Origin of the sequence: Solirubrobacter pauli (assembly GCF_003633755.1) — a bacterium.
Lineage (GTDB): Bacteria > Actinomycetota > Thermoleophilia > Solirubrobacterales > Solirubrobacteraceae > Solirubrobacter > Solirubrobacter pauli.
This window is the reverse complement of sequence record NZ_RBIL01000002.1, coordinates 1,868,739-1,895,179: the sequence shown is the minus strand read 5'-3', so window position 1 is coordinate 1,895,179 and position 26,441 is coordinate 1,868,739. Positions and strand designations below refer to the sequence as shown.

Below are 26,441 nucleotides of genomic sequence, written 5' to 3'. Positions count from 1 at the left end.
CACGGACGAATCCGTGCGGGCCCTTTCGCGTTAAGGCTTAGAGGCGCGAGTAGAGCTCGACGATCAGCTGCTCGTTGACCGGCGCGTTGATGTCGTTGCGCTCCGGAAGGCGCAGGACCTTGCCCTCGAGGGCGTCGAAGTCCGTCTGCAGCCAGCCGGCGACGGAACCCGTCAGCTCGGTGGCCTGCGAGGCGGTCTCGCGGACCTTGTCCTTGACCTTGACGGTCTCGCCCGGCGTGACCAGGTACGAGCAGATGTCGACCTTCTTGCCGTTCACCAGGACGTGGCCGTGGTTGACGAACTGGCGGGCCTGCGCGCGCGTGCCGGCGAAGCCGAGCCGGTACACGACGTTGTCCAGACGGCGCTCCAGGAGGCGCAGCAGCTCCTCGCCGGTGACGCCGGAGGCGCGGTTGGCCTTGTTCACGTAGATGCGGAACTGCTTCTCGCGCACGCCGTAGTAGCGCTTCGCGGTCTGCTTCGCACGCAGCTGCGTGTAGTAGATCGACTGCTTGCGGCGGCGATTCGCCCCATGCTGGCCGGGCGGATTGTCGCCACGACGCTCGAGAGCGGACTTGCCGTTGAGGGCGCGTTCACCCTTCAGGAAGAGCTCCACGCCCTCGCGGCGCGAGAGCTTTTCAACTGGTCCGGTATGACGCCCCATGTTCTCCTACAGACTCCTGCACGCTGGCTCGTAAATAGACGAAGTCACCCTAGCAGCAGCGCAGAGCGCCGCCAGACCTCCCGGGCATGGGGTGAAGACCCCAGTCTAGCCCGATTGGACACTCGTCCTATTCAGGTGGGGGCGGCGCTCAAGGAAGATGGCCTCATGGGTCAGGTCATCGCATTCGAGTCCAAGCGCCAGGTGGAAGCCACCGACGAGCGCCGCCACGCCGTGATCACCGGGCTTGCCGCCCTGACGTTCCTGCTCGGTTTCTTCATCGCCGGCCCCGCGCTGGCGCTCTACGCGTTCAGCTACAGCACGACGTCGCACGTCGGCTCCGCCGTCGCCTGCGTCGCCGGCCTGATCGTCACCTGGGCGATCACGCGCCTCGCGTACAAGCGTCTCTAGCTAGTACGTCGTCCGCGCCAGGCGCGGTGCGGCCGCGCTCGGGCGGCCCAGGAAGAACCCCTGGCCCAGGCCCGCGTTCATCTCGCGCAGCGCGGCCAGCTGCGCCGCGGTCTCGATGCCCTCGGAGATCACCTCGAGCTCGAGCGTCTTGGCGAGGTCGACGATCATGCCGACGAAGCTGGACTCGCGACGGCCGCACGTCAGGCCGTCGATGAACGGCTTGGCGATCTTCAGCGTGTCCAGCGGCAGCGAGTGCAGGTAGCTGAGCGAGCTGTAGCCCGTGCCGAAGTCGTCGAGCGCGATCTTCACGCCCAGAGCGCGCAGCTCGTGGAAGCGTTCGACCGAGGCGGCGGCCAGCAGCTGGGACTCGGTGATCTCGATCACGAGCTGCTGGGGGTCGATGCCGGCGTCCTCGACGCTCTTGAGGACGTTCTTGACCAGGTCGGGATCGCGCAGCTCGGCGACCGACAGGTTCACGTGCATGCGCAGCGGCTCGACGGTCGAGTCGGTCTCGGCGTCCTGCCAGCGCCGGGCCTGCTGGCAGGCCTCGCGCAGGACGAAGCGGCCGAGCGGCACGATCAGGCCGGTCTCCTCGGCCAGCGGCACGAAGTCGCCGGGCGGCACGAGCCCGCGTGACGGGTGCTCCCAGCGCACGAGCGCCTCCGCGGCGACGATCCGCCCGGAGTCCAGCGCGACGATCGGCTGGTACTGGACGATCATCTGCTCGCGCTCGATCGCCTTCGCCAGCTCCTCCTTGAGGTCGTGACGGCGCAGGATGGCGGCGGCCATCTGCGGTTCGAACAGCTCGAAGCGCGCCTTCCCCTTGGCCTTGGCCTGGTACATGGCGACGTCGGCGTTGCGGATCAGCTCGTCGCCGTCCCCGCCGCTCTGCAGGCTGCTCGCGAGGCCGACGGACAGGTGCACGCTGACGAGCTCCGTGCCGGCCTCGACCGGCAGCTCGAACGCCTTGAGGATCCGGCGGGCGACCGCGCGGCCGTCGACGAGCGGGTCGCCGACGCCGGGGATCATCACCGCGAACTCGTCGCCGCCGAGGCGGGCGATCGTGTCCTCGGGCCGGACGCAGCCGCGCATCCGCTCGGCGACCGAGACGAGCAGCGCGTCGCCGACGTGGTGGCCGAGCGAGTCGTTGATCGTCTTGAAGTCGTCGACGTCGACGAACAGCACCGCGGCGGCGCCGTCGTCGGCGAGCTCGGTCCGCACGCGCTCCATGAACAGCGTGCGGTTCGGCAGGTCGGTGAGCGGGTCGTGGTAGGCCTGGTGGTGGAGCTGGTCCTGGAGCGACTGCAGCTTGTTGACGGCCTGCTCGAGCCGGTCGTACTGGAGCGCGACGGCCGCGTTGTTGGCGAGCGCCTCCAGCAGGCGCAGGTCGTCGGTGCCGAACGAGCGCTCGAGCCCGACCCGGTTGGCGAGCAGGATCGTGCCGATCACGCGCTCCTCGCCCGGAAGCATGGCGATCATCGCGTGGCGGATCCCGCGTGCCTGCATGTGCGCGCGCAGGTGGGGGGAGCCGAACGGCGGCGTGAGGCTGACGACGGGGTGGTCGGCGTCGACGAAGCCGGCGAGCTCCTCGGCGATCGCGCGGTCGGCGGGCTCCATGCTCGTGCGCAGGTCTCCGGGACCGTGCGTGGTGCGCAGCGGATCGCCGTCGGCGGTGTGGAGCATCACCTCGGCGACGTCGGCGTTGAAGGCCTCGAGCGAGCGGGCCAGCAGCGCCTCGAGCGCCTCGGCGACCTCGGGGGAGCGGCTGAGGGTGCGGTTCGCGTCGTAGAGGAACTCCAGGCGCTCGTGGCGCTGGCGCTCGGAGATGTACGCGCGGTAGACGGCGAAGACGGTCAGCGCGGGGATCAGCAGGACCGGCACCGCGCGCGGGTCGGTGGCGACGACGAGCGCCGCGGCGATCGCGATCGACGCGTTGATGAGCGTCACCAGCGCGTCGGTGGCGAACATCTGCGCGAGCATCGAGGAGCTCGGACGGCCTTCGGCGAACGCCATCGCGAGGCCGAGCAGGACGATCGTCAGGCCGCCGGAGGCGAGCGTCGCGGCGTAGAGGCCGATCCACGTGGCGGGCGCCATCGCGTCCCCGTCGCCGGCGATGAGGTTCAGGACCCCGGCGGCGAGCGTCGCGGCGAGCGCGAGCTGCGCGAGGTTGAAGAGGAGCTTGACGACCTCCAGCCGGCGGACCAGGCCCAGGACGATGGCGTGGCCGATGATCGCGCCGAGGATGAAGTCGTCGCCGGTCGCGAAGACGAGGCCGAAGACGAACGGCAGGTCGGCGAGGCTGAACGAGTGCGCGCTGCGGCGGAAGCGGACGTGGACGACGCACAGCTCGGCCGCCGCGAACCCGAGCGCGACCGCCCACCAGGACAGGTGCGGCTCGCCGTGCGGCACGGCGTCGTGCGAGACGAGGAGCCACGCGAAGGCGGCCGCGACGCTCAGCGCGAGCACGTACGCCCACACCAGCAGCTCCCGCGGCGACAGCGAGAGGCGCCGGACCAGGGTCGTCGACTCGTCCACGATCCATACATCGGCTAAACAAGAGGCTTCTTGACCATGTTGGGCGTACGCTTGGTTCATGGCACGGCTCGTACGCATGGACCAGACGGGGCACACGACGCTGGCGGAATGGACGTCGGCGGAGGACGCCGCCGACGCCGAAGTTGCGCTCCGCAGCGCGCTCGAGCAGGGGTATTACGCGGTCGTCACGCAGGGCGAGGGGCACGCGGAGCAGGTCCGCGAGCTGCCGCTCGAGGCCGACCTGGTGATCCTCCGCAAGCCGATCGCGGGCGGCTGACCCTGCCTGGGAGGCGCCGCGGCGCGAGCCGCGTGGATCAGGGCCCCCGGGGCGGTGCTGTCGCGTGAGCGCGGCCGCCCTCCCCGAGCGGGCGTCAGTTTCCTGGCGCGCGCCGATGACGCCGGCGCGCCTTTCCACCTACGCGCGGTCGTGGACGCTGACCATGGTCGCCCAGGTCGTGCCGCTGGTCGCCGTCGCCGCGCTGCTCGTCACCCTGCACCCGGTCGCGGCCGTCGTGGCGGTCATCCTGCTCGCGCACGCGTGGGTGATCCCGGAGCTCTACGCCAACCGCGGGGCGAAGGTCGTCAAGCCGCGGGCGCGGATGGGGGAGGACCCCGAGCGGACCGCGCTCGGCCTGCTCGGCGATCTCGTGGGCCACGACGCCCGCGAGCTGCACGCCCGCACCGGCCTCGTGCTGGAGCGCGGCGCGCTCGGCGTCTGGCTCGTGGGCGAGGCGGGCGCGCTGCTCGTCCGGGGCCGCCGCGTGCACTGCTGGTGCGTGCGCGTCCCGGAGCCATCGCTGCCGTCGTCGGACCGCATCGCCCACCTGCTGCTCGCCCTGCGCGAGGACGAGGAGGGCTTCGCCACGGTGGCCAACCACGCGTTCGCGGGCGCGCGCTGGCGCGTGCGGAGGCGTCTCCCGCAGCGGCAGCGTCCCGCGCTGGACGCGGCGGCTGGACACTGTGGATAGTCGGGCTGGTCGAAACTTCATCACCCGGGCCATGTGTGCAGGGTGTTCGTCCCGGCACCATTCAGTCCATGATCAGCCCGACCGCGACTGCTTCCGCCACCGCGCTGCCTGTGCGCCGGCTGGCCCTGGTGCCCACGTCCGGCCGCGGTGACGCCGCGGTGCGCCGCTACCGCCTGGCGCGGTTGCGCCTCGAGGACCGCGAGGTTCAGCGGGCCGAGCGCTTCGCGCACCTGAAGCGCATACACGATTAGCCGCTCTTCAATGTGGCGCGTTACAGTGCGCCACATGAGCAATCAGTCGTCGCTGAGTTCAGTCGCCCTGAAGCTGATCGGCATCGCGGTCGTGGCTTTCGTCGCGATCTTCCTGGTGACGGCCGTGATCGGTGCCATCGCGGGGATCATCAAGCTCTTCATCACGCTCGGAATGATCGTGCTCGCGGTCATCTTCGCGGGTAAAATCTTGCGCCGACTGTGATCTACCTGCTGCTCTGCGCCTGGTTCGGCCTGGCCACAGGCCTGATCGGGCGCGTGCGCGGCTCGTCGTTCTTCATCTGGTTCGCGATCGGCGTCGTGGTGCCGGTCATCGGCCTCGCGATCGCGCTCCTGTACCGCTCCGACCGCGACGAAGTGCGCCGTCAATGCCCCACCTGCGGGAAGCTCGTGAAGCTCCACGACCAGATGTGCATGCGGTGCGGGACGGATCTCGACTTCCCGGACTTCGCGGTCGAGCCTGAATCGGCCGCTGCGCAGCGGTAAACTCGGCTGTCGCCGTGCCCCTCGCGAGTCCCCCTGGAAGGAGCTGACCAGCCGATGATGCGTGCTGTCGACGCCATCATGGAATGCCTCAAGGCCGAAGGCGTCGACGTCGTATTCGGCTACCCCGGCGGGGCGAACCTGCCGACCTACGACGCGTTCGTGGACGCCGGCATCCGCCACGTCCTCGTCCGCCACGAGGCCGGTGGTGGTCACGCGGCCGAGGGCTACGCGAAGGCCTCCGGCAAGGTCGGCGTCGTCTTCGCGACCTCCGGCCCGGGCGCCACCAACATCGTCACGCCGCTCACCGACGCGATGATGGACTCCGTCCCGCTCGTGGCCTTCACCGGCCAGGTGCGCACCGAGCTGCTCGGCACGGACGGCTTCCAGGAGGCGGACACGTTCGGCATCACGATGCCGATCGTCAAGCACTCGTTCGTCATTCAGCACCCGGCCGAGATCCCGCGGGTCGTGCACGAGGCGTTCCACATCGCCCGCACCGGCCGCCCCGGTCCCGTGCTGATCGACATCCCGCAGGACCTCTCGCGCGCCGAGATCGACTACCAGCCGGTCGAGGACGTGCACCTGCCGGGCTACCAGCCGACGCTGGACGGCAACTCCAAGCAGATCCGGCTCGCCGCGAAGGCGCTCGCCAACGCGCGCCGGCCCGTGCTCTACGCCGGCGGCGGCGCGATCTCCGCCGGCGCGGCGGAGGAGCTGGTCGAGCTGGCGCGCTCGGGCAACTTCCCGGTCACGTGCACGCTGATGGGCCTGGGCGTCTTCCCGGCGCCCGACCAGCAGTGGCTGGGCATGCTCGGCATGCACGGCACGCGCACGGCCAACTACGCGATGGACGAGGCCGACCTGATCGTCGCGATCGGCGCGCGCTTCGACGACCGCATCACGGGCAAGCTGAGCGAGTTCGCCCCGCGCGCGAAGTTCATCCACATCGACATCGACCCGGCCGAGATCTCCAAGAACGTGCCGGCGCACATCCCGATCGTCGGTGACGCGAAGCGCATCCTCGCCCGGCTCGTCGGCGAGTACCGGGCGCTCGAGCCCGACGCCGCGCGGCTCGCGGGCTGGTGGGAGCGGATCGACCACTGGCGCGCCCAGCACCCGCTCAAGTACGAGGACAGCGCGGACAGCGAGATCAAGCCGCAGTACCTCGTCGAGTCGCTCTACCAGGCGACCGGCGGCGACTGCATCCTGAGCTCGGACGTCGGCCAGCACCAGATGTGGGCGGCGCAGTACTTCCACTTCAACCAGCCGCGCCGCTGGATCAACTCCGGCGGTCTCGGCACGATGGGCTTCGGCCTGCCGGCGGCGATCGGCGCCGCCATCGCCGTCCCGGACGTCCCGTCCGTGCTGCTCACGGGCGACGGCTCGTTCCAGATGAACATCCAGGAGCTGGCGACCGCCCGCCAGTTCGACGTGCCGGTCAAGTGCGTGATCATGAACAACGGCTACCTGGGCATGGTCCGCCAGTGGCAGGAGCTGTTCTGGGATCGCCGCTACTCGAACGTCGACATGGGCTCGTTCCCGGACTGGGTCAAGCTCGCCGAGGCGTACGGCGCCACCGGCGTCCAGCTGACCGAGAAGGGCACACTGGTCGAGGACCTGAAGGCCGCGCTGGCGACCCCCGGCCCCGTGGTCGTGGACGTCAAGGTCACGCGCGAGGCGAACGTGTACCCGATGATCGCGCCGGGCGCCGCCGCCCGGGAGATGGTGGGCTGAGCCATGGGTGAGCCAGGAACCAAGGAAGTCCTCTCGCTCGAGGAGCTGGAGGCGTCGGTCGGCCTGCGGACGGGCCGCAAGCACATCCTCTCGATCCTCGTCGAGAACAAGCCGGGCGTGCTCACGCGCATCGCCGGCCTGTTCGCCCGGCGTGGCTTCAACATCGACACGCTCGCGGTCGGCCCCACCGACGACCCGACGCTGTCGCGCATCACGCTGACGCTCGACGGCGCGATGCACCCGATCGACCAGGTCACCAAGCAGCTTCACAAGCTGGTCAACGTCATCAAGATCCGCGACCTCGAGCCGACCGAGACGGTCGCCCGCGAGCTCGCGCTGTTCAAGGTGTCCGCGGACGGCTCGAGCCGGGCGGAGGTCATGCAGATGGTCGAGATCTTCCGCGGGAAGATCATCGACGTCTCCAAGCGGTCCGTGATCATCGAGGTCACCGGGTCCTTCGACAAGATCGAGGCGTTCGAGCGGATGGTCCGGCCCTTCGGGCTGATCGAGATGGCCCGCACCGGCGAGATCGCCATCTCCCGCGGGCGCGGCGAGACCTGAGCTGTGTGACGGGCGGCGCCCAGTGGCGCCGCCCGCCTTCATACCCTGTATGGCCTTGACGGTCGGCCATCTCACGCCAGGGGGCGGGCTCGCTGTTGATTCGCCCTCGCTACTCAAACGCGCCGAGCGCGCCGTGCGCGCTGCGCGCAAGTCCGGCGCGCCCGTGCTGCTCGGCCACACCGAGCGCGTGAGCGCCGACGTGGACCCGTCCGCGGTCGTGTTCGCGTCGCGTGGCGTGGACGACCACTGGTTCTGCTTCGAGCAGCCGGACCGCGCGGGCGCCGCGCTCGCCGCGTTGGGCACGGTCGCACGGCTGACGGCGTCCGGCCCGGCACGCTTCAAGCAGGTCGCGGCCGCCTGGCGCGCGCTCGCGGCGACCGCGGTGAGCGACCTGCCGGACGGCCCTCCGGGCGCGGGTCTGGTCGCGGTCGGCGGCTTCGCGTTCGCGCCCGACGGGGGCAAGGCCCCGCACTGGGCGGGCTTCGAAGCGGCCGACCTGGTCGTGCCCGAGGTGTCATTCGCGCGGCGTGGGGAGGACGTGCGGCTGACGCTGGCCGCGCTGGTCGGTCCCGACGACACCGCCGAAGACGTCGCTGCCCGGCTGGCCGCGCGTGCGGCGGGGTTGTCGCTGGCGCCGCTGCCGTTGCTGGACCCGGCGCCCGTCGGCCACTTCCGGATCGACTCCGTCGCGCCGCCCGAGCACTACGAAGCCGCCGTCGCCCGTGCGGTCGAACGCATCCGCGCCGGCGCCTTCGAGAAGATCGTGCTCGCGCGCGAGGTGACGGTGAACGCGCCGACCGCCCACGACGCCGCCGCCGTGTTCGGCGTGCTCCGTTCGGGCTTCGAGTCCTGTTACGTCTTCTGCGCCGGCCGCGGCGACGCCGCCTTCGTCGCCGCGTCTCCGGAGCTGCTGGTCCGCCGCGAGGGCGCGCGGGCGCAGACGGTCGCGCTGGCCGGCTCGACCCGCCGCTCCGCCGATCCCGCCGTCGACGACCACCTCGGCGAGCAGCTCCTGCGCTCCAACAAGGACCGCGAGGAGCAGGCGATCGTCGTCCGCCGCATCGCCCGCGCCCTGCGCCCCCACGCCGTCTGGGTCGCCGCCCCGGACGAGCCCGAGGTCATCAAGGTCGCGAACATCCAGCACCTCGCGACGCCCATCCGCGCCCAGCTCGCCCACCCGGTCGGCGCGATCGAGCTCGCCTCCCTCCTGCACCCGACCCCCGCGGTCGGCGGCGAACCCCACGCCATGGCCGCCCCCTTGATCCCCGCCTTCGAAGGCCTGGACCGCGGCTGGTACGCGGGCGCGATCGGCTGGACCGACGCCAACGACGACGGCGAGTTCTGCGTGGCCCTCCGCTGCGCCCTCCTCCGCGACACCGAAGCCCGGCTCTACGCCGGCGTCGGCGTGGTGCGCGACTCGGACCCCGCGTCCGAGCTCAACGAGACCGAGATCAAGCTCGGCGCGCTCCTCCCGATCCTCGCAGGCTGACCTCACCAGTCAGCGCGCTGACAGCGCCCCGGAATGTGGGGGCGAGCTTTTCCCTGCTCGGCCTACACGAACGACAGTGCGCGTTCGCTGCGGTCTGGCGACCCTGAGTGCGGGGCGCGAGTCTTGAGAAGCACAAGGGAGGATTGGTGAGCAGGATCAGGCGGATCTTCATCTCGGCAATGGTCGCGGTCGGCGGCGTCGGATCTGCGGCGACCGACGGACATGCGGGTACGTATGTGGTCAACGCATGCCGGACCACACCACTGCCGTGGCAGCTCGTGCAAGCGTCGGTGGCGGCCGCCAGCGCCAATCGGTTCTGCACGATCCCGGACGGGGCGTCGCGCCTGACGGTGACGATGCCCCCGGCAGGTGACGGGCTTCAGGGCTCGTCGGTGTCGTGGCAGCTGCAGGCGCCGCCGAACGCCGCGTTCACCCACTTGAGCGGACGGTCCCTCTCGACGGACAGCGGTGGCACTTTCCGGGCAGCGATCTGGGACGCGACGACCGGCACGAGATTCGCGGACATCGACCGGACGCCCTACGTCTACCGGGCGATCTCGACCCCGCTGGGCCGTACCACGCGGCTCGCCATCGGGATGCGTTGCGAATCGTCGGCCTGCAAACCGGCCGGTCAGGCGTTCGCATTGGAGGATCTCCAGCTCACCGTCTCCGACGAGGCTCCGCCGACGATCACGTCGGTCCGTTCTGCGCCGTCGGCATGGTACGGGGGCAAGTCGGTGGCGCTCGAGTTCGCTGCGACGGACAACGTCGGGCTCAGGCTGCTCAGGGTCGTGTTGCGCGAACGTCAACGTGAGATCGGCGCGAGCCGCAACGTGTGTTTCGACCTCACCGCCAACACCGAGCTGGCCCCGTGCTCCACTGCCAATCGGACCGTCAGCACCGTTGTCGATGTAGACGAACTCGATGACGGCGTATACACCCTCGACGTCTCGGCGACAGACGTCGCTGATAGGACGACGACGGTTACGCAGCAACTGCTCGTCGATCACACGGCGCCTCCCGCTCCAAGGAGGCTCACGCTCGATGATGGCGACGGCTGGCGCGGCGCGGACGAGTTCAAGATCTCTTGGGCGAACCCGCCCGACGACGGTCGGGCGCAGGTCGTTGCGGCGGAGTATGAGCTCTGTCCGGCCGGCAATCCAGCGTACGAGACCGCAGGCTGCGTGAAGACCACGAAGAGCGTGGATAGCAGCACCAATTCCGACCGCGTCAAGGTTCCAGGGCCAGGGGCCTGGACACTGCGCATGTCCCTCCGGGATAGCGCCGGCAACTGGGACCATGCGAACCCTGCGGTTCTCGAGCCTCTCCGTTACGACCCGGCTCCACCGACGGGAGAGTTCCTGCCGTCCGATCCTCAAGACCCGTCGCGGCTCTTGCTCCGCGCCGGAGACGCGATGTCGGGACTCACCAGCGCCGAGATCGAGATCCGGCGTACGGGCGAGGGCACGTGGCGGTCGCTTCCGGTTGAGACTCACGGCGGCTCCCTCTACTCGGCCATCGCGGACGACGCTCAGCTCGCGGGAGGGAGGTATGACGTGCGGGCACGGTTGATCGACGCTGCGCACAACGAGCGGTCGGTGACCTCGCGCAGCGGCGGAACGCCGATGGTCCTCCAGCTGCCGGCACGCGCGGCGAGCGAGCTGACGGTGGGTCTGCTCAGCCGTGTCAAGACGAAAGCCAAGAAGGGACGACCGCAGTATCGGACGGTATTGCTGGATCGGCCGCTTGCCGACTACGGTACGGCCGTGCCGCTCGAGGGCACCCTGAGCGATTCATCGGGCGCGCCGCGTGCCGGCGCTCCTGTCCAAGTGCTCGAGCGCGTCGATCTGCCCGGTGATGAGTGGCGGTACCTCGCAACGGTGCGAACGACGAACAAGGGTGCGTTCCAGTTCCGGGCCACGCCAGGGCCGGCGCGCAAGCTGCGGTTCGCCTATCCGGGGACACCCGCGAACCAGCCGGGAGTCGATGACGTCGACCTGCGGGTGCGAGCCGCGGTCACGATCAAGCCGGATCGTCGGTCGCTCCGGAATGGGGACAGCGTGCTGTTCACCGGGCGCCTCCGATCTGGGCCGATCCCAGACGCAGGCAAGGTGCTCACTCTGCAGGCCCTGACGAACCGCGGCTGGAGGACCTTCGGGACGCCACGCGCTCGCAAGGGCGATGGGCGATGGCAGTTCCGCTACCGCTTCACAGGCACCACCGCTCGGACGCGCTACAGCTTCCGTGTTCTCGTTCCGGAGGAGTCGGGCTACCCTTACGCGCCCAGCCAGTCGGTGACAACCCATGTGGTCGTGAATCCATGAGCAATCTGCTTCGCCGGCTGCGTCCGGTGCTCACGTATGCGAATGTGATGGCGACCATCGCCGTGTTCGTGGCTCTGGGAGGGACCGGATACGCGGCGTTCTCCTTGCCGCGAGACAGCGTGGGCGCACGCGAGCTTCGTAGCCGGTCGGTGGGTAAGGCGGAGTTGCAACGGGACGCTGTCGCGTCGGCCAACGTTCGCGACAGGTCGCTGGGTACTCGGGATCTCTCCCCCTCAGCGGTTGCTTCACTGCGCGGGGCGACGGGACCAGCGGGCGCTGCTGGCGTACAGGGGCCGACAGGGGCGCAGGGACCGAAGGGCGACCGAGGGTCTCCGGGAGCGCCTGGAGAATCAGTCGCTACCGATTGGGCGGTCGTCAATGACGCCGGAGAGCGCGTTGCAGGAACGGCTTTGTTCCCGATCGTCCTGAACTCGTCCACGGGCGAGAGCATCGTCAGCTTCGCTCAGCCGGTGGGCCACTGCATCCCCATCGCGACCCTCGCCAAGGTGCCTGGGGCGGGCAACTCTGACCCCGCCGGCGGTCGCATCACCGTCGAGCGGACCGATAACGGCAAGGTTCGTGTGCGCACGTTCCACGCCGACGGCACGCCGCAGATCTACGGGTTCCACCTGATCGTGGTCTGCCCCTAGCCGCCGAGGCGGCGGCGCCAGCGGCGCCCCGAGCGCTTCAAGTTCGTCTCGATCGCCCCGAGCGTGCCGCGGTGCTCGGGGAGGTGTTGCGCCTCGGTGGCGTCGATGGAGAGGGTGACCTGGCGGAGGGTGATGCGGGCGACCTCGGGGGCGTCGACGAAGACGCGGCCCTTGTCGGTCTTGACGACGATGCCGTCGAAGATGTGCTCGCGGGCGTTGTCCTGGACGCGGTGGACGGTGCCGAGTCGGACGCCGTCGGAGGTGAGGACGGGGACGCCGCGGGGGAGGGCCTGGTAGCCGAGCTGGTGGTCGTCGTCAGCGGGCACGCGGGGAGGCTACCGGCCCGCGCGGCGCCAGACTTCGACCACTTCGCGGACGGTGGCCGTCCGGTAGGAGATGCGCGAGTCGAGGGGCCGGACCGAGAGCTCGAAGCGGTTGGACTCGAGTTGCTGCATCTCCAGGACGAGGGCGTGGAAGCGGCGGCCGCGCTTGTCGACCTCGACGATGTCCCCGGCCGCGATGCCCTTGGCGGTGGTGCGGCGGGTGGACGGCGCGGTCGGCTCGACCGAGAGCAGGGAGACCTGGTGGATGTCGGACGACACGGCGGCGTTCAACGCTACGTGGCGGCGCGGACGGACTCCCACACGCGGCGGTGCAGGGCGACGTTGTCGTCGCGCGAGGTGCGGACGCAGATGATCGTGGTGCGGTCGGCGGTCAACGCGCGGGACAGCGCGTCGCGGAAGGCCGGGACGTCGGCGACGCGCTCCCAGCCGAGGCCGTAGAGGTCGGCGGCGTGGGCGAAGTCCAGCCCGTGGGGCGTCGCGATGTGGTCGACGAACGGCTGGCCCTGGCCTGCGGAGGGCAGGAAGTTGAAGATGCCGCCGCCGTCGTTGTCGATCAGGACGATGACGAGCTTGAGGCCGAGCCGGCCCGCGGCGATCAGGCCGCCGACGTCGTGCGCCAGCGCCACGTCGCCGATCAGCAGCACGGTCGGGCCGTGCCCGGCCGCGGCCACGCCGAACGCGGTTGAGACCGTCCCGTCGATGCCGTTGGCACCCCGGTTCGACAGCACGCGGAAGGAGGACGGGCGGGCCGGGAAGAACGTCTCCACGTCCCGCACGGGCATCGAGGAGGCGACGACCATCACGGCCGAGTCGGGCAGCACGGAGCCCAGCTCGGCGGAGACGCGCGGCTCGTTGAGCTCGTCGCCCAGCGCGGTGGCGATCGCGCCCGCCGCGGCGCGGTCGGCCGCGTGCCAGCCCTCCAGCCACGACCGGTCGCCGCGCTTCTTGCCCATGACGGACCCGAGCGCCGCGAGCGTCGAGCGCACGTTGGTGGAGACGATCGTGCCGACCGACCCGTCGGGGTCCTGCCAGGCCGTCTCGGCGTCGAACGAGATCTGCTCGGCCCCGGACGACGCCAGCCACGCGCGGAGCGGCTTGGACGTCGGCAGGTCGCCGACGCGCAGCACGAGGTCCGGCACGTGCGCCTCGGCGAACTCGGAGGACCGCAGCAGCGCGTCGTAGTGCGCGACCGCCGCCGGCCCGCGCCGCGCACCGGACAGCGGGTCGGCGAGCAGCGGGATGGCGACCCGCTCGGCGAACGCGTCCAGCGCGGCCCCGAGCCGCGGGTCGCGCTCCGAGCGCCCGGCCACGATCACCGGCCGCGCCGCCCGCTTGATCTGGTCGCGCAGCGAGTCGATCAGCTCGTCCGCGGGTAACCTCGGCGCGCGCGGCCGGACGACCCACGGGCGCGCGTCGGCGCGGCCCGGCACGACGTCGTCCTCCGGCACCCCGCTCTCACCGTCCGGGATCAGCGGCTCGCGGAACGAGAAGTTCAGGTGGACGGGGCCGGGGCGGCCATCCAGCGCCGTCCAGAACGCGCGGCACGCGAGCTGGCGCAGCCAGCGCACCCGCCCGGGGGAGGCCGGGAAGTCGTCGACCTCGAAGAACCACTTGGCGGCGCTGCCGAACAGCCCGGTCTGGTTGATCGTCTGCCCGGCGCCGATCTCGCGCAGCTCCGGCGGCCGGTCCGCGGTGAGCACGATCAGCGGCACGCGCGCCTCGTACGCCTCGTGCACGGCGGGCGCGTAGTTGGCGGCCGCGGTGCCGGAGGTGCACACCAGCGCGGCGGGGACACCCGTCGCCTTGGCCAGGCCGAGCCCGAAGAAGGCGGCGCAGCGCTCGTCCAGATGCGAGGTCGCGCGCACGCGCGGCTCCCAGGCGAAGGTCAGCGCGAGCGGGGTCGAGCGGGACCCCGGAGAGGTGCAGGCGTCGCGCAGGCCGCAGCGGACGAGCTCGTCCACGAACGGGCGCAGGCAGAGGTACGTGTCAGTTCCGGGCATGATTGAAGAGACCGATGCTGCCGCCACTCATCCTGCTGCATGGCTTCACGCAGACCCGCCAGAGCTGGCGGCGGACGGCGACGGCGCTGCCGTCACGCTATCGCGTGCTCACGCCGGACCTGCCAGGACACGGCCAAGCGGCGCAGCGCACGGCGAGCCTGGACGCCGTCACCGCCTACCTCAGGGCGCTCGCGCCGGCCGCGCCGTTCACCCTCGCCGGCTACAGCATGGGCGGACGGATCGCGCTGCACGCGGCCTTCAGCCTGCCCGTCGACCGCCTGATCCTGATCGGCGCCAGCCCGGGCCTCGCCGACCCGGCCGAGCGCGAGCGCCGCCGCCAGGCCGACGCCGCGCTCGCCACCAAGATCGAGACGATCGGCGTGGAGGCGTTCGCGCGCGAGTGGGGCCGACTGCCGCTCTGGGACGGCCAATCGGACCGCGTCCGCGCCGCCGCCTACGCCGACCGGCTGCGCAACACGCCGCCCGGCCTCGCCCAAGCGCTGCGCGGCTTCGGCACCGGGACGCTGGCACCGCTGTGGGACCGCCTCCCGGAGCTCACGATCCCGGTCACGCTGATCACCGGCGAGCGCGACGAGAAGTTCCACGCGATCGCGACGCGGATGGCCGAGCGGCTCCCGAACGCGCACCACGTCGTGATCCCCGGCACGGGGCACGCGCCCCAGCTCGAAGATCCCGACGCGGTGGCCGGGACGATCCGCGAAGCGATCTCCTGAGCGAACGCGGCCGGCGCCGACGCAGTCGGCGGCCACGATCGCTCGCCTACCAGTTCGGGTCGCCCTCTTCGTCGGCTTCCGCGTAGTCGTCGCCCTCGAAGTCCTCTTCCAAGAGCTCGTCGAACGCCGCGGCGTCGCGCGTGATCGGGTCGGTGCCGTGCTGGTCGCCGTGCTCGGCGTGCTCGATCAGATCCGCCTCGGCGAGCTCGAAGCCCTCGCTCTCGCCTTCGCCGGCCTCGATCAGTGGTGCAAGCGCGGGATCGACCGCGTCATCCGGGGTTTCAGGCCATTCGGGTGCCATGCGCCGAACACTACCGGCCGCTCAGGCCAGACCCACGGCCTGCGGAACTTCGATGACGCCCGCGCGCGCGGCGAGCGCGCCCGTGGCGAGACCGCAGGAGCGCGTGACGCGCAGCGCCGCGGCCGTGTGGACGGCGGCGGCGATCCCGCGCGGGCCGTCGAACGTCGAGGCCAGGTAGACGTCCGCGCCGGCCGCCCGCGCGGCGCGCGCGTCGGCCAGCACACCGGTGATGCCGCCGCGCGTGATCTTCAAGCAGACCGCGCGCACGCCGCCGGCGCCCGGCGCGTGCGTCTCGTCCATCGCGATCGGCACCTTCGTGCCCGCCTGGACCGCCCGCAGCCCTTCGATGCCATGCACGGGCTCCTCGCACAGCTCCAGCCCGACCGGCTCGAGCTCGCGCAGCCGCTCCAACGCCTCCGCGGTGGTCCGCCACGCGCCGTTGGCGTCCACCCGGATGCCGACCTCGGGCCCGACCGCCGCGCGCACGGCCGCCAGCCGTGCCGCGTCGCCGGAGAGCCCGACCTTGACCTTCACGCACCGGAACCCCTCGCGCGCGGCCGTGGCCGCTGCCGCGGCCGCGGCGGCGGGGTCCGCGACGCCCACGGTCGCGTTCACCGGGACGGCGCCGACCGCACGCGGGTCGATCAGCCGCGCCAGCGGCGTGCCCGTCCGGCGCGACGCGTGATCCCAGAGCGCGAGGTCGACCCCGGCCAGCGCCTGGGGGAGGTCGGCCACCTCCCGGCAGGCCGCGAGCACATCCGCGGTCGGCTCCAGCCCGCCCAGCACCGAGGCGTACGCGTCCAGCGCCGCGCGCACGGACCCCAGCGAGACCCCGTCGTAGGGCTCGAGCGGCGCGGCTTCGCCCTCGCCCCACAGCCCATCGGGAAAATCGAGCCTGACGATCAGAACCTCGCGCTCACGCAGCTCGCCCCACGAGGCACGCAGGGGCGAGGCGAGCGTGAACCGCTCGGTGCGAACGCTCAGCGCGATCACTTGGACAGCAGCAGCCCCGCCGACAAAAGGACGCAGAACGCGAGCTGCAGCATGCCGGTGCGGGCGAGCGCGCCGTTCAGCGACGGCCCGTCGACCTTGTTGCGCACGACGCGCACGACCGGCGCCGCGAGCGGGAGCGCGAGCCACGGCAGGAGCAGCCACGGCGTGAGGTGCTCGCCGCCGAACGCCCAGGCCAGCGGCGCGGTGGCGAACGCCAGGTAGACCGTCAGCGCGTACCCGATCCGCGACCGGTCGCGCCCGAGCCGCACGGCCAGCGTGCGCTTGCCCGCCCGCCGGTCGGTCTCCTGGTCGCGGATGTTGTTGACCATCAGGATCGCGGTCGCGAGCAGGCCGACCGGCACCGCCAGCACGAACGCCTCCCACATCAGCTCCTCCCGCTGCGCGAAGAACGTGCCGGTCACGGCGACGATGCCGAAGAACAGGAACACGAACACCTCGCCGAGGCCCTCGTAGCCGTACGGCCGCGGCCCGCCGGTGTAGAGCACGCCGGCCACGATCGACAGCAGGCCGACCAGCAGCAGTTGCCAGCCGCTCGTGACGACCAGGTACACGCCGACGAGCACGGCCAGGCCGAAGGCGACGTAGGTCGCGATCAGCACCTGCTTGGGCGGGACGAGCCCACCCGCGGTCACGCGCACGGGACCGAGCCGGTCCTCGGTGTCAGCGCCGCGGCGCGCGTCGGAGTAGTCGTTGGAGAGGTTCGTGCCGATCTGGATCAGCAGCGCGCCCAGCAGGGTCGCGATGAACGTCAGCGGGCGGAACGTGCCGAGCGTGGCGGCGTAGGCGGTGCCGACGAGCACCGGCGCCGCGGCCGCCGGCAGCGTGCGCGGCCGCGCGGCCATCAACCAGATGTGCGGGTTCACGAGCGCTTGGGGAACTGGGAGAAGTCGGGGCGGCGCTTGGCCTTGTACGCCTCGCGCCCCTCCTTCGCCTCGTCGGAGCCGTAGAAGAGCAGGTTGGCGTCGTGGGCCAGCTGCTGGATCCCCGCCATGCCGTCCTCCTCAGCGTGGAAGGACAGCTTCACGAGGCGCAGGGCGAAGGGGGAGAGCGCGAGCATCTCGCGGCACCACTGCACCGTCTCCTCCTCGAGCCGGTCGAGCGGGACGACCGTGTTCACGAGCCCCATGTCCAGCGCCTGCTGCGCGTCGTACTGGCGGCACAGGAACCAGAACTCCTTGGCCTTCTTCGGCCCGACGAGGCGCGAGAGCAGCGAGGCGCCGTAGCCGCCGTCGAAGGAGCCGACACGCGGCCCGGTCTGCCCGAACTTCGCGTTGTCGGCGGCGATCGTGAGGTCGCACACGAGGTGCAGGATCTGGCCGCCGCCGATCGCGTAGCCCGCGACCATCGCGACCACCGGCTTGGGCAGGCGCCGGATCTGCACGTGCAGGTCGGTCACGTGGAAGCGCCCGACGGACTTGCCGCCCGGCACGTAGCCCGTGTCGCCGCGCACGCGCTGGTCGCCGCCGGAGCAGAAGGCCAGTGGGCCTTCGCCGGTGAGGATGATCACGCCGACGGTCTCGTCCTCGCGCGCCTTCTCCAGCGCGTCGGAGATCTCGATGATCGTCTCGGGGCGGAACGCGTTGCGGACTTCCGGCCGGTTGATGGTGATCTTGGCGATCCCGTCACCGGACAGCTCGTACCGGATGTCCTGGTAATCGGCGGCAGAAGTCCAGTTCACGGCGCATGACCATAGCTAGTCTCGGCGGTCGTGAACGCGATCGAGACGCCACAGGGGGCGCTCACGTACGACGAGCTGGCCGAGCGCGCGTCGTCCGTCCGCATCATCGCGCCGCGCGTGGCTCTGGCGCTGCCGCCGTCGCTGGATTTCGTCGTCGCGCTGCACGCGTGCCTGCGGGCGGGCGTGGAGGTCGTGCCGGTGGACCTGCGCGAGCCTGAACGGCGCACCGCCGGGGCCGGCCAGGTCATCACCGAGCTCGAGCGCGGCGCGCAGATCTCCGGCGACGGCTTCGGCCTGCTGATGCACACGAGCGGGACGACCGGGGTGCCCAAGCCGGTCGCGCTCACGCGGGCGAACATCGAGGCGAACGCGGACGCGGTGCTGTCGGTGATCGCGCCCGGGCGCTGGCTGTGCCCGCTCCCGCTCTCGCACATCGGCGGCCTGATGGTGCTGCTGCGCGCCGCGCACTCGCGCACCACGGCCGTCCTCGGCCCGGCCGACACGCCGGACATCACGGTGGCCTCGCTCGTGCCGACCCAGCTCGCCCGCCTCATCCACGCCCCGCCGCCGGAGACGCTGACGACGGTGATGCTCGGCGGCGCCCCCGCCGACCCGACGCTGCTCACGCGCGCCCGCGCTGCGGGCTGGCCCGTACGGCCGTCGTACGGCCTCACGCAGGCGTGCAGCGCCGTCGCGCTGGCGGACGTGGGGGACACCGAGACGTCCGGTCGTCCGCTGCCGGGCCTGACGATCGAGCTCGCGCCCGACGGCGAGATCGTCGTCGCCGGGCCGTCCGTGGTCGGCGGCACGCACGCCACGGGCGACCTCGGCACGTTCACCGCGGACGGGCGGCTGATCGTCCACGGCCGCAAGGTGGACACGATCGTCAGCGGCGGTGAGAACGTGATGCCGCAGGAGGTCGAGGCGGTGCTGCTCAGCCATCCCGCGGTCGCCGAGGCCGCGGTGTTCGGGCGGCCCGACCCCGAGTGGGGGGAGGCGGTGACCGCCGCCGTCGTCCTCCGCGGGCCCGCGCCCGACCTCAAAGCGTTCACGCGCGAGCGGCTCGCGCCGTTCAAGGTCCCCAAGGCCATCGAGCGCGTGGACGCGCTGCCACGCAACGCCGCGGGGAAGGTCCTGCGGCGTGAGCTACGCTGAAACCGGCTGTCGCAACTGGCGCTTAGGTGGAGCACCACCGGGGAGCGACGAGCGTCGTACGGTCGCGCGCCTGGGCAACCATTCCATCGCGATCAACGAGGAGCTTCAGTGTCCGCTACTGACACCGCCCTGACCATCCCCGAGGACCTGAAGCCGGGTGACGGCCGCTTCGGCTGCGGCCCGTCGAAGGTCCGTCCCGCGCAGCTCGCGGCGCTGGCCTCGGATGACGCCGTCGCGCTGATGGGCACGTCGCACCGCCAGAAGCCGGTCAAGTCGCTGGTCGGCCGCGTCCGCACCGGCCTGAGCGAGCTGTTCCAGCTGCCCGAGGGCTACGAGGTCATGCTCGGCAACGGCGGCACCACCGCCTTCTGGGACGCCGCCACGTTCAGCCTCGTGCGCGAGCGCGCGCTGCACCTGACCTACGGCGAGTTCTCCTCGAAGTTCGCCAAGTGCACCGACGCCGCGCCGTTCCTGCAGGACTCGATCGTCGTCAAGGCCGACCCGGGCGATGCCCCGGCGCCGACCGCCGACGCGTCCGCCGACGTCGTCGCGTGGGCCCACAACGAGACGTCCACGGGCGTGATGGTGCCGGTCGAGCGCGTCGGCGACGGCCTGGTCCTGATCGACGCCACGTCCGGCGCCGGCGGGTTGCCCGTCAACGCCGCGGACGCCGACGTCTACTACTTCGCGCCGCAGAAGTGCTTCGCCTCCGACGGCGGCCTGTGGCTCGCGCTGACGAGCCCGGCGGCGCAGGAGCGGATCGCCGAGATCGCGGGCACCGATCGCTGGATCCCGGACTTCCTCTCGCTGTCCACGGCGCTGGACAACTCGCTCAAGGACCAGACCTACAACACGCCGGCGCTGGCCACGCTGATCCTGCTGGCCGACCAGATCGACTGGATGCTCGCCAACGGCGGCCTCGACGGCATGGTCGCGCGCACCACGGCCTCCTCGGACCACCTGTACTCCTGGGCCGAGTCGACGGCCTACACGACGCCGTTCGTCACCGACCCGGCCAAGCGCTCGCTCGTCGTCGGCACGATCGACTTCAACGACGACGTCGACGCGTCCGCCGTGGCCAAGACGCTGCGCGCGAACGGCATCGTCGACACCGAGCCGTACCGCAAGCTGGGCCGCAATCAGCTGCGCGTCGCGATGTTCCCGGCCATCGAGCCGGACGACATCAAGGCGCTCACCGCCTGCATCGACTACGTGGTCGAGAACCTCTAGCCCCGCCGGGCGTGGAACCTAAAGGTGCCTGGCACCTTTAGGTTCTGCGTCATGACGCTCGAATCCCGTGACCGTTGGGTGCGCGCGGCCGAAGGCTGGGAGGCGAGAGCCACCCAGATGGCGCGCGACACCATGCCCGTGTCCTCGCGGCTGGTGGACCTCGTCCGGCCGCAGCCGGGCCACACGATCCTCGACCTGGCCGCCGGCCTCGGCGACACGGGCTTCCTCGCCGCCGAGCTGATCCAGCCCGGCGGCACGCTGATCACGAGCGACTTCGCGCCCGAGATGCTCACCGCGGCCCAGAAGCGCGCACCGCAGACCGTCGACGTCCGCTTCAAGCAGATCGACCTGAGCGCGCCGATCGACGTCGTCGCCGGCTCGATCGACGGCGTGCTCTGCCGTTGGGGGTACATGCTCCTCGACGACCCCGAGTTCGCGCTGCGCGAGACCCGCCGCATCCTCAAGCGCGACGCCACCGTCGCACTCGCCGCGTGGTCGGGCCCGGACGACAACCTGTGGAGCACGCTGCCGGTGCGGATCCTCCAGCGGCGCGGCATCCTCGAGCCCCCCGAGCCCGGCGCCCCGGGCCAGTTCACGTGGCAGGACCCGAACGTGATCGAGGACACGATGGCCACGGCCGGCTTCCTCGAGCCCGAGGTCGAGGCGGTGGAGTTCGCGATGCGCTACGAGGACGTCGACGACTGGTGGGTCGCCCAGACGCAGCTGTCCACGCGCACGGGCGACGCGGACAAGGGGCTGGACTTCGCCACCCGCAGCGACGTGCTCGCCGAGCTGGAGGAGGCCGCGCAGCCGTTCACCCAGCCCGACGACAGCCTGATCATCCCCGCGCGGACGTGGGTGGCGTCGGCGACCGCCTAAGATCGCCACCCATGTACTACGACGACGACGCGGATCTGGACCTGCTGAAGGGCAAGACCGTGGCCATCCTGGGGTACGGCTCCCAGGGCCACGCGCACGCCCGCAACCTCAAGGACTCGGGCGTAGACGTCGTCGTAGGCCTTCGCGAGGGCAGCAAGTCGGTCGAGCACGCGAAGGCCGCCGGCCTCGAGGTGACGACGATCGAGGACGCCTCCTCGCGCGGTGACATCGTGATGGTGCTCCTGCCCGACGAGAAGCACCACGACGTCTACAACGAGTCGATCAAGGACGGGATCGCCCCCGGCAACCTGCTCCTCTTCGGCCACGGCTTCTCGATCCACTACGGCGAGGTCGAGGCCCCGCCGGAGGTCGACGTGGCGCTCGTCGCCCCGAAGGGCCCGGGCCACCTGGTCCGCCGCCAGTACACCGAGGGCTCCGGCGTCCCCGCGCTGATCGCGATCCACAAGAACGAGTCCGGCAACGCCAAGGACCTCGCGCTCGCCTACGCCAAGGGCATCGGCGGCACGCGCGGCGGCGTGATTGAGACGACGTTCAAGGACGAGACCGAGACGGACCTGTTCGGCGAGCAGGCCGTGCTCTGCGGCGGCGTCTCCGAGCTGGTCACGGCCGGCTACGAGACCCTGGTGGACGCGGGCTACGACCCCAAGATGGCGTACTTCGAGTGCCTCCACGAGCTCAAGCTGATCGTGGACCTCATGTACGAGAAGGGGATCACCGGCATGCGCCACTCGATCTCCAACACGGCCGAGTACGGCGACCTGACCCGCGGCAAGCGGATCATCACCGACCAGACGCGTCAGAACATGAAGGACGTCCTGACGGAGATCCAGGACGGCACGTTCGCGCGCGAGTGGATCGCCGAGAACCGCGCCGGCCAGGAGAACTTCCAGCGCATGCGTGCCGAGGGCCAGGCCAACGCGATCGAGACCGAGGGCAAGCAGCTCCGCTCGATGATGTCCTGGATCGACACCGAGTTCGAAGAGGGCTAGCCGCCCGCCGTTCGTCGGGTTCGCGTGCGGATTGACTCATCTGCGGGCGAACCCGGCTTCTACTCTCCGAGGGGTCCCCTCTCACTGTCAGGAACCCCTCTCCCCATGAACGCACTGACCGAGCCGTACAAGGTTCTCGTCGCGGAGAAGATCGCCGCGACCGGCGTCGACATGCTCAAGGAGCGCTTCGACGTCGAAGTAGGAACCGATTGGACCCGCGAGGAGCTGCTCGAGCGCATCAGCGGCTTCCACGGCATCCTGATCCGCTCGGCCACGAAGCTCGACGCCGAGGTGCTCGAGCGCGCGGACAACCTGAAGGTCGTCGGCCGCGCCGGCGTCGGCGTGGACAACGTCGACGTCCAGACGGCCTCCAAGAAGGGCATCATCGTCGCCAACGCGCCGGAGGCCAACACGGTCGCCGCCGCCGAGCACACGGTCGCCCTGATCCTCGCCCTCGCCCGCAACATCCCGCAGGCGCACGCGAGCCTCACGAGCGGCAAGTGGGAGCGCAGCAAGCTCGGGGGCACCGAGCTCGACGGCAAGACCCTCGGCGTCCTGGGCTTCGGCCGCATCGGCCAGCTCGTCGCCATCCGCGCCCGTGCGTTCGGCATGCGCGTGATCGCGTTCGACCCGTTCACCGCCGACAGCCGCTACCGCGAGATCGGCGCCGAGAAGGCTGAGAACGCCGACGAGGTCCTGGCCGCCGCGGACTTCCTGACGCTGCACCTGCCGAAGACCCCGGAGACCCAGGGCTTCATCAACTCGGACACGCTCGCCAAGACGAAGGACGGCGTGCGCCTGATCAACGTCGCCCGCGGTCCGCTGATCGTCGACGAGGACCTGCAGGCCGCGCTGGACTCCGGCAAGGTCGCCGGCGCCGCGCTGGACGTCTTCACGACCGAGCCGATCACCGAGCACCCGCTCTTCAGCTACCCGAACGTCATCGTCACGCCGCACCTCGGCGCCTCCACCGCGGAGGCCCAGGACCGCGCCGGCGTGCAGACCGCCGAGCAGGTCGTCGCCGCCCTCACCGGCGGCTCGGTCACGACCGCCGTCAACATCCCCGCGATCAGCGCGGAGGACATGGAGGTCCTCGGCCCGTTCGTCCCGCTCGCCGAGAAGCTGGGCAAGATCGCCGCCAGCCTCGCCGACTCGGTCGAGCGCGTCGAGATCGAGCACCTGGGCCGGATCGCCGAGCGCGACACGCGCCTGCTCACGCTGTCCGTCCTCACGGGCCTGTTCGCGGGCCGCACCGAGGAGGCCGTGAACCTGGTCAACGCGCCCGCCCTCGCGGAGGAGCGCGGCATCCAGATCTCCGAGACGCGCGAGACGCAGGCCAAGGACTACGCCGACCTCGTCCGCGTGACGCTCGTCGGCAAGGACGGCTCGGTCCGCGTCGTCGGCACGACGCTCGGCCAGAAGCACCGCCCCCACCTGCTCGAGGCCTGGGGCCAGCGCTTCAACCTCCAGATCGACGACCCGTACCTGACGCTGTTCCGCTACAGCGACGTGCCGGGCATGGTCGGCCGCGTCGGCTCCAGCCTCGGCGAGGCCGGCGTGAACATCTCCGCCGCCGCGGTGGGCCGCCAGGCCCCGGGCGAGGGCGAGAGCAGCGACCTCGCCGTGATGGCGATCACGACCGACGGCGCCGTGCCGGAGGCCGTGATCGATCAGATCGCCAAGAGCGACGGCTTCGTCAGCGGTCGCTCGATCGAGCTGTAGGACTCAGATCGCGCGAGGGGCCGGGACGCGCTTCGTCCCGGCCGCCTCGGCCGCGCGGTCGGCCAGGTCGGCGACCCAGCTCGGCGCGGCCTCGGGCGTGATCACGCGCTGCAGCGCCGCGACCACGCGCTGGTCGTACGCGTCGACCTCGTCCTCGAGCAGGGCGAAGGCGCGCTCGGGCGACCAGGCGGCGCGGTACACGCGGTCGGAGACCAGCGCGTCGTAGACGTCGCAGACGGCGAGGATGCGCGTCTCCAGGCTCATGTCCATGGCGGTGAGGCCGCGCGGGTAGCCGCTGCCGTCGAGCCGCTCGTGGTGGTCGGAGACCAGCGCCTTGACCGTCTCGGGGAACCCGCCGAGCTCGTCAAGCAGGCGGCGGCCGTCGTCCGGATGGCGCTTGATCGCGGCGAACTCGTCGTCGGTCAGCTTGCCCGGCTTGTTGAGGATCTCGAGCGGCACGGAGAGCTTGCCGATGTCGTGCAGCAGGCCGCCGACGGCGAGGTGGCGACGGGACGTCGCCGACAGCTTGAGCTCCTCGCCGACACGCGCGGCGAGGAAGGCGACGCGGCGGGTGTGCTCCTCGGTGGAGACGTCGCGGCGCTCGAGCTGGACCATCAACGCGCGGACGCGCGGGCCGAGGTAGGCCTCCTCGGAGGCGACGAGCTCGGTCGCGGTCAGGTCGCCGACGAGCGGGCGCGAGGCGCCGGCGCGGCGCAGGTCTCCCGCGGCCGGCACGCCGACGAGCGCGACGGCGGCGATCTCGAGCACGTGGCCGACGTAGTAGCCGATCGTCATGGGACCGATCACGAGGTTCGCGATCAGCGTGACACCCAGCCACACGCAACCCAGCGCGACGGTGAGGTCGGCGGCGCGGCGCGTCAGCAGGTACGTGCGGACGGCGCGGCCGACGAGGACGACGAGGAAGAACCCGCCGGCGAGGAGCAGGCCGATCGCGGGGTGCGACTTGGCCTGCGGCACCGACGGCATGACCGTCGGGTTCAGCAGGCCGTAGACGCCGAACACGAGCACGCCGACGAACAGCGTGATTTGCAGGGCGACCAGCGGCCGCACGTCGAGCGGGCGGCGCAGCGCGGGCAGCGCCGTGAGCGCGAGCAGGCCGGCGCCGACCGGCACCGAGAGCCCGCCGGCCAGCGGCAGCATGCCGTTGAAGTCGGCGAAGATCCCGGGCGTGGCGAGGCCGTGCACCAGGAAGAGCGCGGTCATCGTGCTGAAGGCGGTGCCCATCAGCACGGCGCGTCCGTCGCGACCGCGGGCACCGGCGATGCTCAGCGCGAGCGCGCCGGCGCAGGCGAGCGCGGCGGCCGCCACGACGAGCCCGAAGTGCACCTCAGGGCTCATCATCGCGTGGCGTCGGCCGAGCACGGCGACGACGGCGATGGGCACGAGCGATGCGAGCAGCATGAGAGAAGGGAGCAGCCGTGACCGAGCCATGCCCGGATCATCGGAAGCGGCAAAGGTTTCTTTACTCTCGCGAGAAGTGGTCTTGACCACTAGTTGACCAGTTGGTAGCTTGCCGCCCCGGAGCGATGACGGGACTGGCGAACACCAACGGCCGGGGGAGCAAGCAGGCCCTCGTGCGCGACGAGATCCTCGGCATGCTCGACGACCTGAAGGTCGGCGACGCACTGCCGAGCGAGCGGCGCCTGGCGACCGACCTCGGCGTCTCGCGCCCGACCCTGCGCGCCGTCATCGACGAGCTGGTCCGCGAAGGGCTCCTGCTGCGCCGGCACGGGAGCGGCACCTACGTCGCGGAACCGAAGATCGCGCTCCCGCTGACGATGACGTCGTTCAGCGAGGACATGACCCGGCGCGGGATGCGTCCCGGCAGCCGCGTCGTCGACTTCCAGTGCATGGCCGCCGGCGCGAAGCTCGGGCAGCGGTTGCAGATCTCGCCGGTCGACGAGGTCTGGGTGATCACCCGCCTGCGCCTGGCCGACGACGAGACGATGGCCATCGAGTGGCTCCACGCGCCTCGCCGCCTGCTCGGCGACCTGCGCCGCGAGGAGCTCTCCGACCACTCGTACTACGAGCTGCTGCGCGTCCGCCGGGACATCACGATCGCGTCCGGCGTGCAGACCATCGAGCCGACCGTGACCTCACCGGAGGAGGCCGAGCTGCTCGGCGTGCCCGTGCACTCGCCCGCCTTCCTGTTCGAACGCACCACCACGAGCGACGGAGGGGAGGTGGTGGAGTTCGTCCGGTCCGTGTATCGCGGGGACCGGTACCGGCTGGTCACGGAGTTGCGCCCCGCCCTGAGATAGGCGGGTT

At 71.2% G+C, this 26,441-nt stretch carries 28 protein-coding genes and 1 riboswitch; of the genes, 18 read left to right on the top strand and 10 right to left on the bottom strand.

What is annotated here, in order from left to right; all coding sequences use genetic code 11:
• Window positions 1-37: 37 nt before the first annotated feature.
• Complete coding sequence (gene rpsD, locus C8N24_RS28535; RefSeq protein ID WP_121256569.1) at window positions 38-661, bottom strand: 30S ribosomal protein S4; 624 nt, start codon at window positions 659-661, stop codon at window positions 38-40.
• A 165-nt stretch (window positions 662-826) separates the two neighbouring features.
• On the opposite strand from rpsD, the gene C8N24_RS28530 reads away from it, so the two are divergent.
• Window positions 827-1,069: a hypothetical protein gene (locus C8N24_RS28530; RefSeq protein ID WP_121256567.1), complete on the top strand. Its 243-nt coding sequence runs from the start codon at window positions 827-829 to the stop codon at window positions 1,067-1,069.
• On the opposite strand, the gene C8N24_RS28525 is transcribed toward C8N24_RS28530, so the two are convergent.
• Entirely contained in the window at window positions 1,070-3,604 is a 2,535-nt protein-coding gene (locus C8N24_RS28525) for a putative bifunctional diguanylate cyclase/phosphodiesterase (RefSeq protein ID WP_121256565.1), read from the bottom strand.
• A 58-nt stretch (window positions 3,605-3,662) separates the two neighbouring features.
• On the opposite strand from C8N24_RS28525, the gene C8N24_RS28520 reads away from it, so the two are divergent.
• From C8N24_RS28520 to C8N24_RS34400, 10 genes are all read left to right on the top strand, one after another.
• Window positions 3,663-3,881, top strand: coding sequence for a hypothetical protein (locus C8N24_RS28520; RefSeq protein ID WP_147448029.1), 219 nt, complete (start codon window positions 3,663-3,665; stop codon window positions 3,879-3,881).
• 64 nt (window positions 3,882-3,945) lie between these two features.
• The gene (locus tag C8N24_RS28515) at window positions 3,946-4,572 is read left to right on the top strand and encodes a hypothetical protein (RefSeq protein ID WP_147448028.1); all 627 of its coding nucleotides are present in this window, start codon (window positions 3,946-3,948) and stop codon (window positions 4,570-4,572) included.
• A gap of 68 nt (window positions 4,573-4,640) precedes the next feature.
• On the top strand, window positions 4,641-4,823 hold the full coding sequence (locus C8N24_RS28510; protein WP_147448027.1) for a hypothetical protein: 183 nt from the start codon (window positions 4,641-4,643) through the stop codon (window positions 4,821-4,823).
• 34 nt (window positions 4,824-4,857) lie between these two features.
• On the top strand, window positions 4,858-5,046 hold the full coding sequence (locus tag C8N24_RS28505) for a hypothetical protein (protein ID WP_147448026.1): 189 nt from the start codon (window positions 4,858-4,860) through the stop codon (window positions 5,044-5,046).
• Window positions 5,043-5,327 (top strand): hypothetical protein, encoded by a 285-nt coding sequence (locus tag C8N24_RS28500; protein WP_121256555.1) that lies wholly within the window; start codon window positions 5,043-5,045, stop codon window positions 5,325-5,327. Before C8N24_RS28505 ends, C8N24_RS28500 begins: the two co-directional genes overlap by 4 nt.
• 57 nt (window positions 5,328-5,384) lie before the next feature.
• Entirely contained in the window at window positions 5,385-7,061 is a 1,677-nt protein-coding gene (gene ilvB, locus C8N24_RS28495; protein ID WP_121258089.1) for a biosynthetic-type acetolactate synthase large subunit, read from the top strand.
• Window positions 7,062-7,064: 3 nt separating this feature from the next.
• Window positions 7,065-7,622: an acetolactate synthase small subunit gene (gene ilvN / locus C8N24_RS28490; protein ID WP_121256553.1), complete on the top strand. Its 558-nt coding sequence runs from the start codon at window positions 7,065-7,067 to the stop codon at window positions 7,620-7,622.
• 133 nt (window positions 7,623-7,755) lie between these two features.
• Window positions 7,756-9,111, top strand: coding sequence for an isochorismate synthase (locus C8N24_RS28485; RefSeq protein WP_245972001.1), 1,356 nt, complete (start codon window positions 7,756-7,758; stop codon window positions 9,109-9,111).
• 146 nt (window positions 9,112-9,257) lie between these two features.
• Complete coding sequence (locus tag C8N24_RS28480; RefSeq protein ID WP_121256549.1) at window positions 9,258-11,435, top strand: hypothetical protein; 2,178 nt, start codon at window positions 9,258-9,260, stop codon at window positions 11,433-11,435.
• Window positions 11,436-11,845: 410 nt separating this feature from the next.
• Entirely contained in the window at window positions 11,846-12,085 is a 240-nt protein-coding gene (locus C8N24_RS34400) for a hypothetical protein (protein WP_170179488.1), read from the top strand.
• On the opposite strand, the gene C8N24_RS28470 is transcribed toward C8N24_RS34400, so the two are convergent.
• The 3 genes from C8N24_RS28470 to menD are packed head-to-tail and all read right to left on the bottom strand — an operon-like array spanning window position 12,082 to window position 14,429.
• Entirely contained in the window at window positions 12,082-12,411 is a 330-nt protein-coding gene (locus C8N24_RS28470) for a hypothetical protein (RefSeq protein WP_121256545.1), read from the bottom strand. The two genes, C8N24_RS34400 and C8N24_RS28470, sit on opposite strands and share 4 nt — an antisense overlap.
• A gap of 9 nt (window positions 12,412-12,420) precedes the next feature.
• Window positions 12,421-12,687: a hypothetical protein gene (locus tag C8N24_RS28465; protein WP_147448025.1), complete on the bottom strand. Its 267-nt coding sequence runs from the start codon at window positions 12,685-12,687 to the stop codon at window positions 12,421-12,423.
• A gap of 14 nt (window positions 12,688-12,701) precedes the next feature.
• Window positions 12,702-14,429, bottom strand: coding sequence for a 2-succinyl-5-enolpyruvyl-6-hydroxy-3-cyclohexene-1-carboxylic-acid synthase (menD, locus tag C8N24_RS28460; protein WP_121256541.1), 1,728 nt, complete (start codon window positions 14,427-14,429; stop codon window positions 12,702-12,704).
• A 14-nt stretch (window positions 14,430-14,443) separates the two neighbouring features.
• Between menD and menH the strand changes: the two genes are divergently transcribed.
• Entirely contained in the window at window positions 14,444-15,163 is a 720-nt protein-coding gene (gene menH / locus C8N24_RS28455) for a 2-succinyl-6-hydroxy-2,4-cyclohexadiene-1-carboxylate synthase (protein ID WP_121256539.1), read from the top strand.
• 46 nt (window positions 15,164-15,209) lie between these two features.
• Here menH and C8N24_RS28450 read toward each other — a convergent pair whose 3' ends face one another.
• The 4 genes from C8N24_RS28450 to menB are packed head-to-tail and all read right to left on the bottom strand — an operon-like array spanning window position 15,210 to window position 18,156.
• Complete coding sequence (locus C8N24_RS28450; RefSeq protein ID WP_121256537.1) at window positions 15,210-15,464, bottom strand: hypothetical protein; 255 nt, start codon at window positions 15,462-15,464, stop codon at window positions 15,210-15,212.
• Window positions 15,465-15,485: 21 nt separating this feature from the next.
• Entirely contained in the window at window positions 15,486-16,457 is a 972-nt protein-coding gene (locus tag C8N24_RS28445; protein ID WP_170179487.1) for a mandelate racemase/muconate lactonizing enzyme family protein, read from the bottom strand.
• Entirely contained in the window at window positions 16,454-17,341 is an 888-nt protein-coding gene (locus tag C8N24_RS28440; protein ID WP_245972000.1) for a 1,4-dihydroxy-2-naphthoate polyprenyltransferase, read from the bottom strand. Before C8N24_RS28440 ends, C8N24_RS28445 begins: the two co-directional genes overlap by 4 nt.
• Window positions 17,338-18,156 carry a 1,4-dihydroxy-2-naphthoyl-CoA synthase gene (gene menB / locus C8N24_RS28435; protein ID WP_121256533.1) on the bottom strand — a complete coding sequence of 273 codons (819 nt, stop codon included), beginning with the start codon at window positions 18,154-18,156 and terminating at the stop codon, window positions 17,338-17,340. Before menB ends, C8N24_RS28440 begins: the two co-directional genes overlap by 4 nt.
• A 30-nt stretch (window positions 18,157-18,186) precedes the next feature.
• Between menB and C8N24_RS28430 the strand changes: the two genes are divergently transcribed.
• From C8N24_RS28430 to serA, 5 genes are all read left to right on the top strand, one after another.
• Window positions 18,187-19,311 (top strand): class I adenylate-forming enzyme family protein, encoded by a 1,125-nt coding sequence (locus tag C8N24_RS28430; RefSeq protein ID WP_121256531.1) that lies wholly within the window; start codon window positions 18,187-18,189, stop codon window positions 19,309-19,311.
• 1 nt (window position 19,312) lies between these two features.
• A riboswitch (ZMP/ZTP riboswitch) is annotated at window positions 19,313-19,394 on the top strand.
• Window positions 19,395-19,419: 25 nt separating this feature from the next.
• Window positions 19,420-20,541: a phosphoserine transaminase gene (serC, locus tag C8N24_RS28425; protein ID WP_121256529.1), complete on the top strand. Its 1,122-nt coding sequence runs from the start codon at window positions 19,420-19,422 to the stop codon at window positions 20,539-20,541.
• Between the two features lie 51 nt (window positions 20,542-20,592).
• The gene (locus C8N24_RS28420; protein WP_121256527.1) at window positions 20,593-21,420 is read left to right on the top strand and encodes a class I SAM-dependent methyltransferase; all 828 of its coding nucleotides are present in this window, start codon (window positions 20,593-20,595) and stop codon (window positions 21,418-21,420) included.
• Between the two features lie 11 nt (window positions 21,421-21,431).
• Window positions 21,432-22,430, top strand: a complete 999-nt coding sequence (gene ilvC, locus C8N24_RS28415; RefSeq protein ID WP_121256525.1) for a ketol-acid reductoisomerase — start codon at window positions 21,432-21,434, stop codon at window positions 22,428-22,430.
• Between the two features lie 105 nt (window positions 22,431-22,535).
• Complete coding sequence (gene serA / locus C8N24_RS28410) at window positions 22,536-24,152, top strand: phosphoglycerate dehydrogenase (protein ID WP_121256523.1); 1,617 nt, start codon at window positions 22,536-22,538, stop codon at window positions 24,150-24,152.
• 3 nt (window positions 24,153-24,155) lie between these two features.
• Here the strand turns inward: serA and C8N24_RS28405 are convergent, their stop codons facing one another.
• Window positions 24,156-25,574 carry an HD-GYP domain-containing protein gene (locus C8N24_RS28405; protein WP_121256521.1) on the bottom strand — a complete coding sequence of 473 codons (1,419 nt, stop codon included), beginning with the start codon at window positions 25,572-25,574 and terminating at the stop codon, window positions 24,156-24,158.
• Between the two features lie 125 nt (window positions 25,575-25,699).
• Between C8N24_RS28405 and C8N24_RS28400 the strand changes: the two genes are divergently transcribed.
• Window positions 25,700-26,434: a GntR family transcriptional regulator gene (locus tag C8N24_RS28400; protein ID WP_121256519.1), complete on the top strand. Its 735-nt coding sequence runs from the start codon at window positions 25,700-25,702 to the stop codon at window positions 26,432-26,434.
• The last annotated feature ends 7 nt before the right edge of the window (window positions 26,435-26,441 follow it).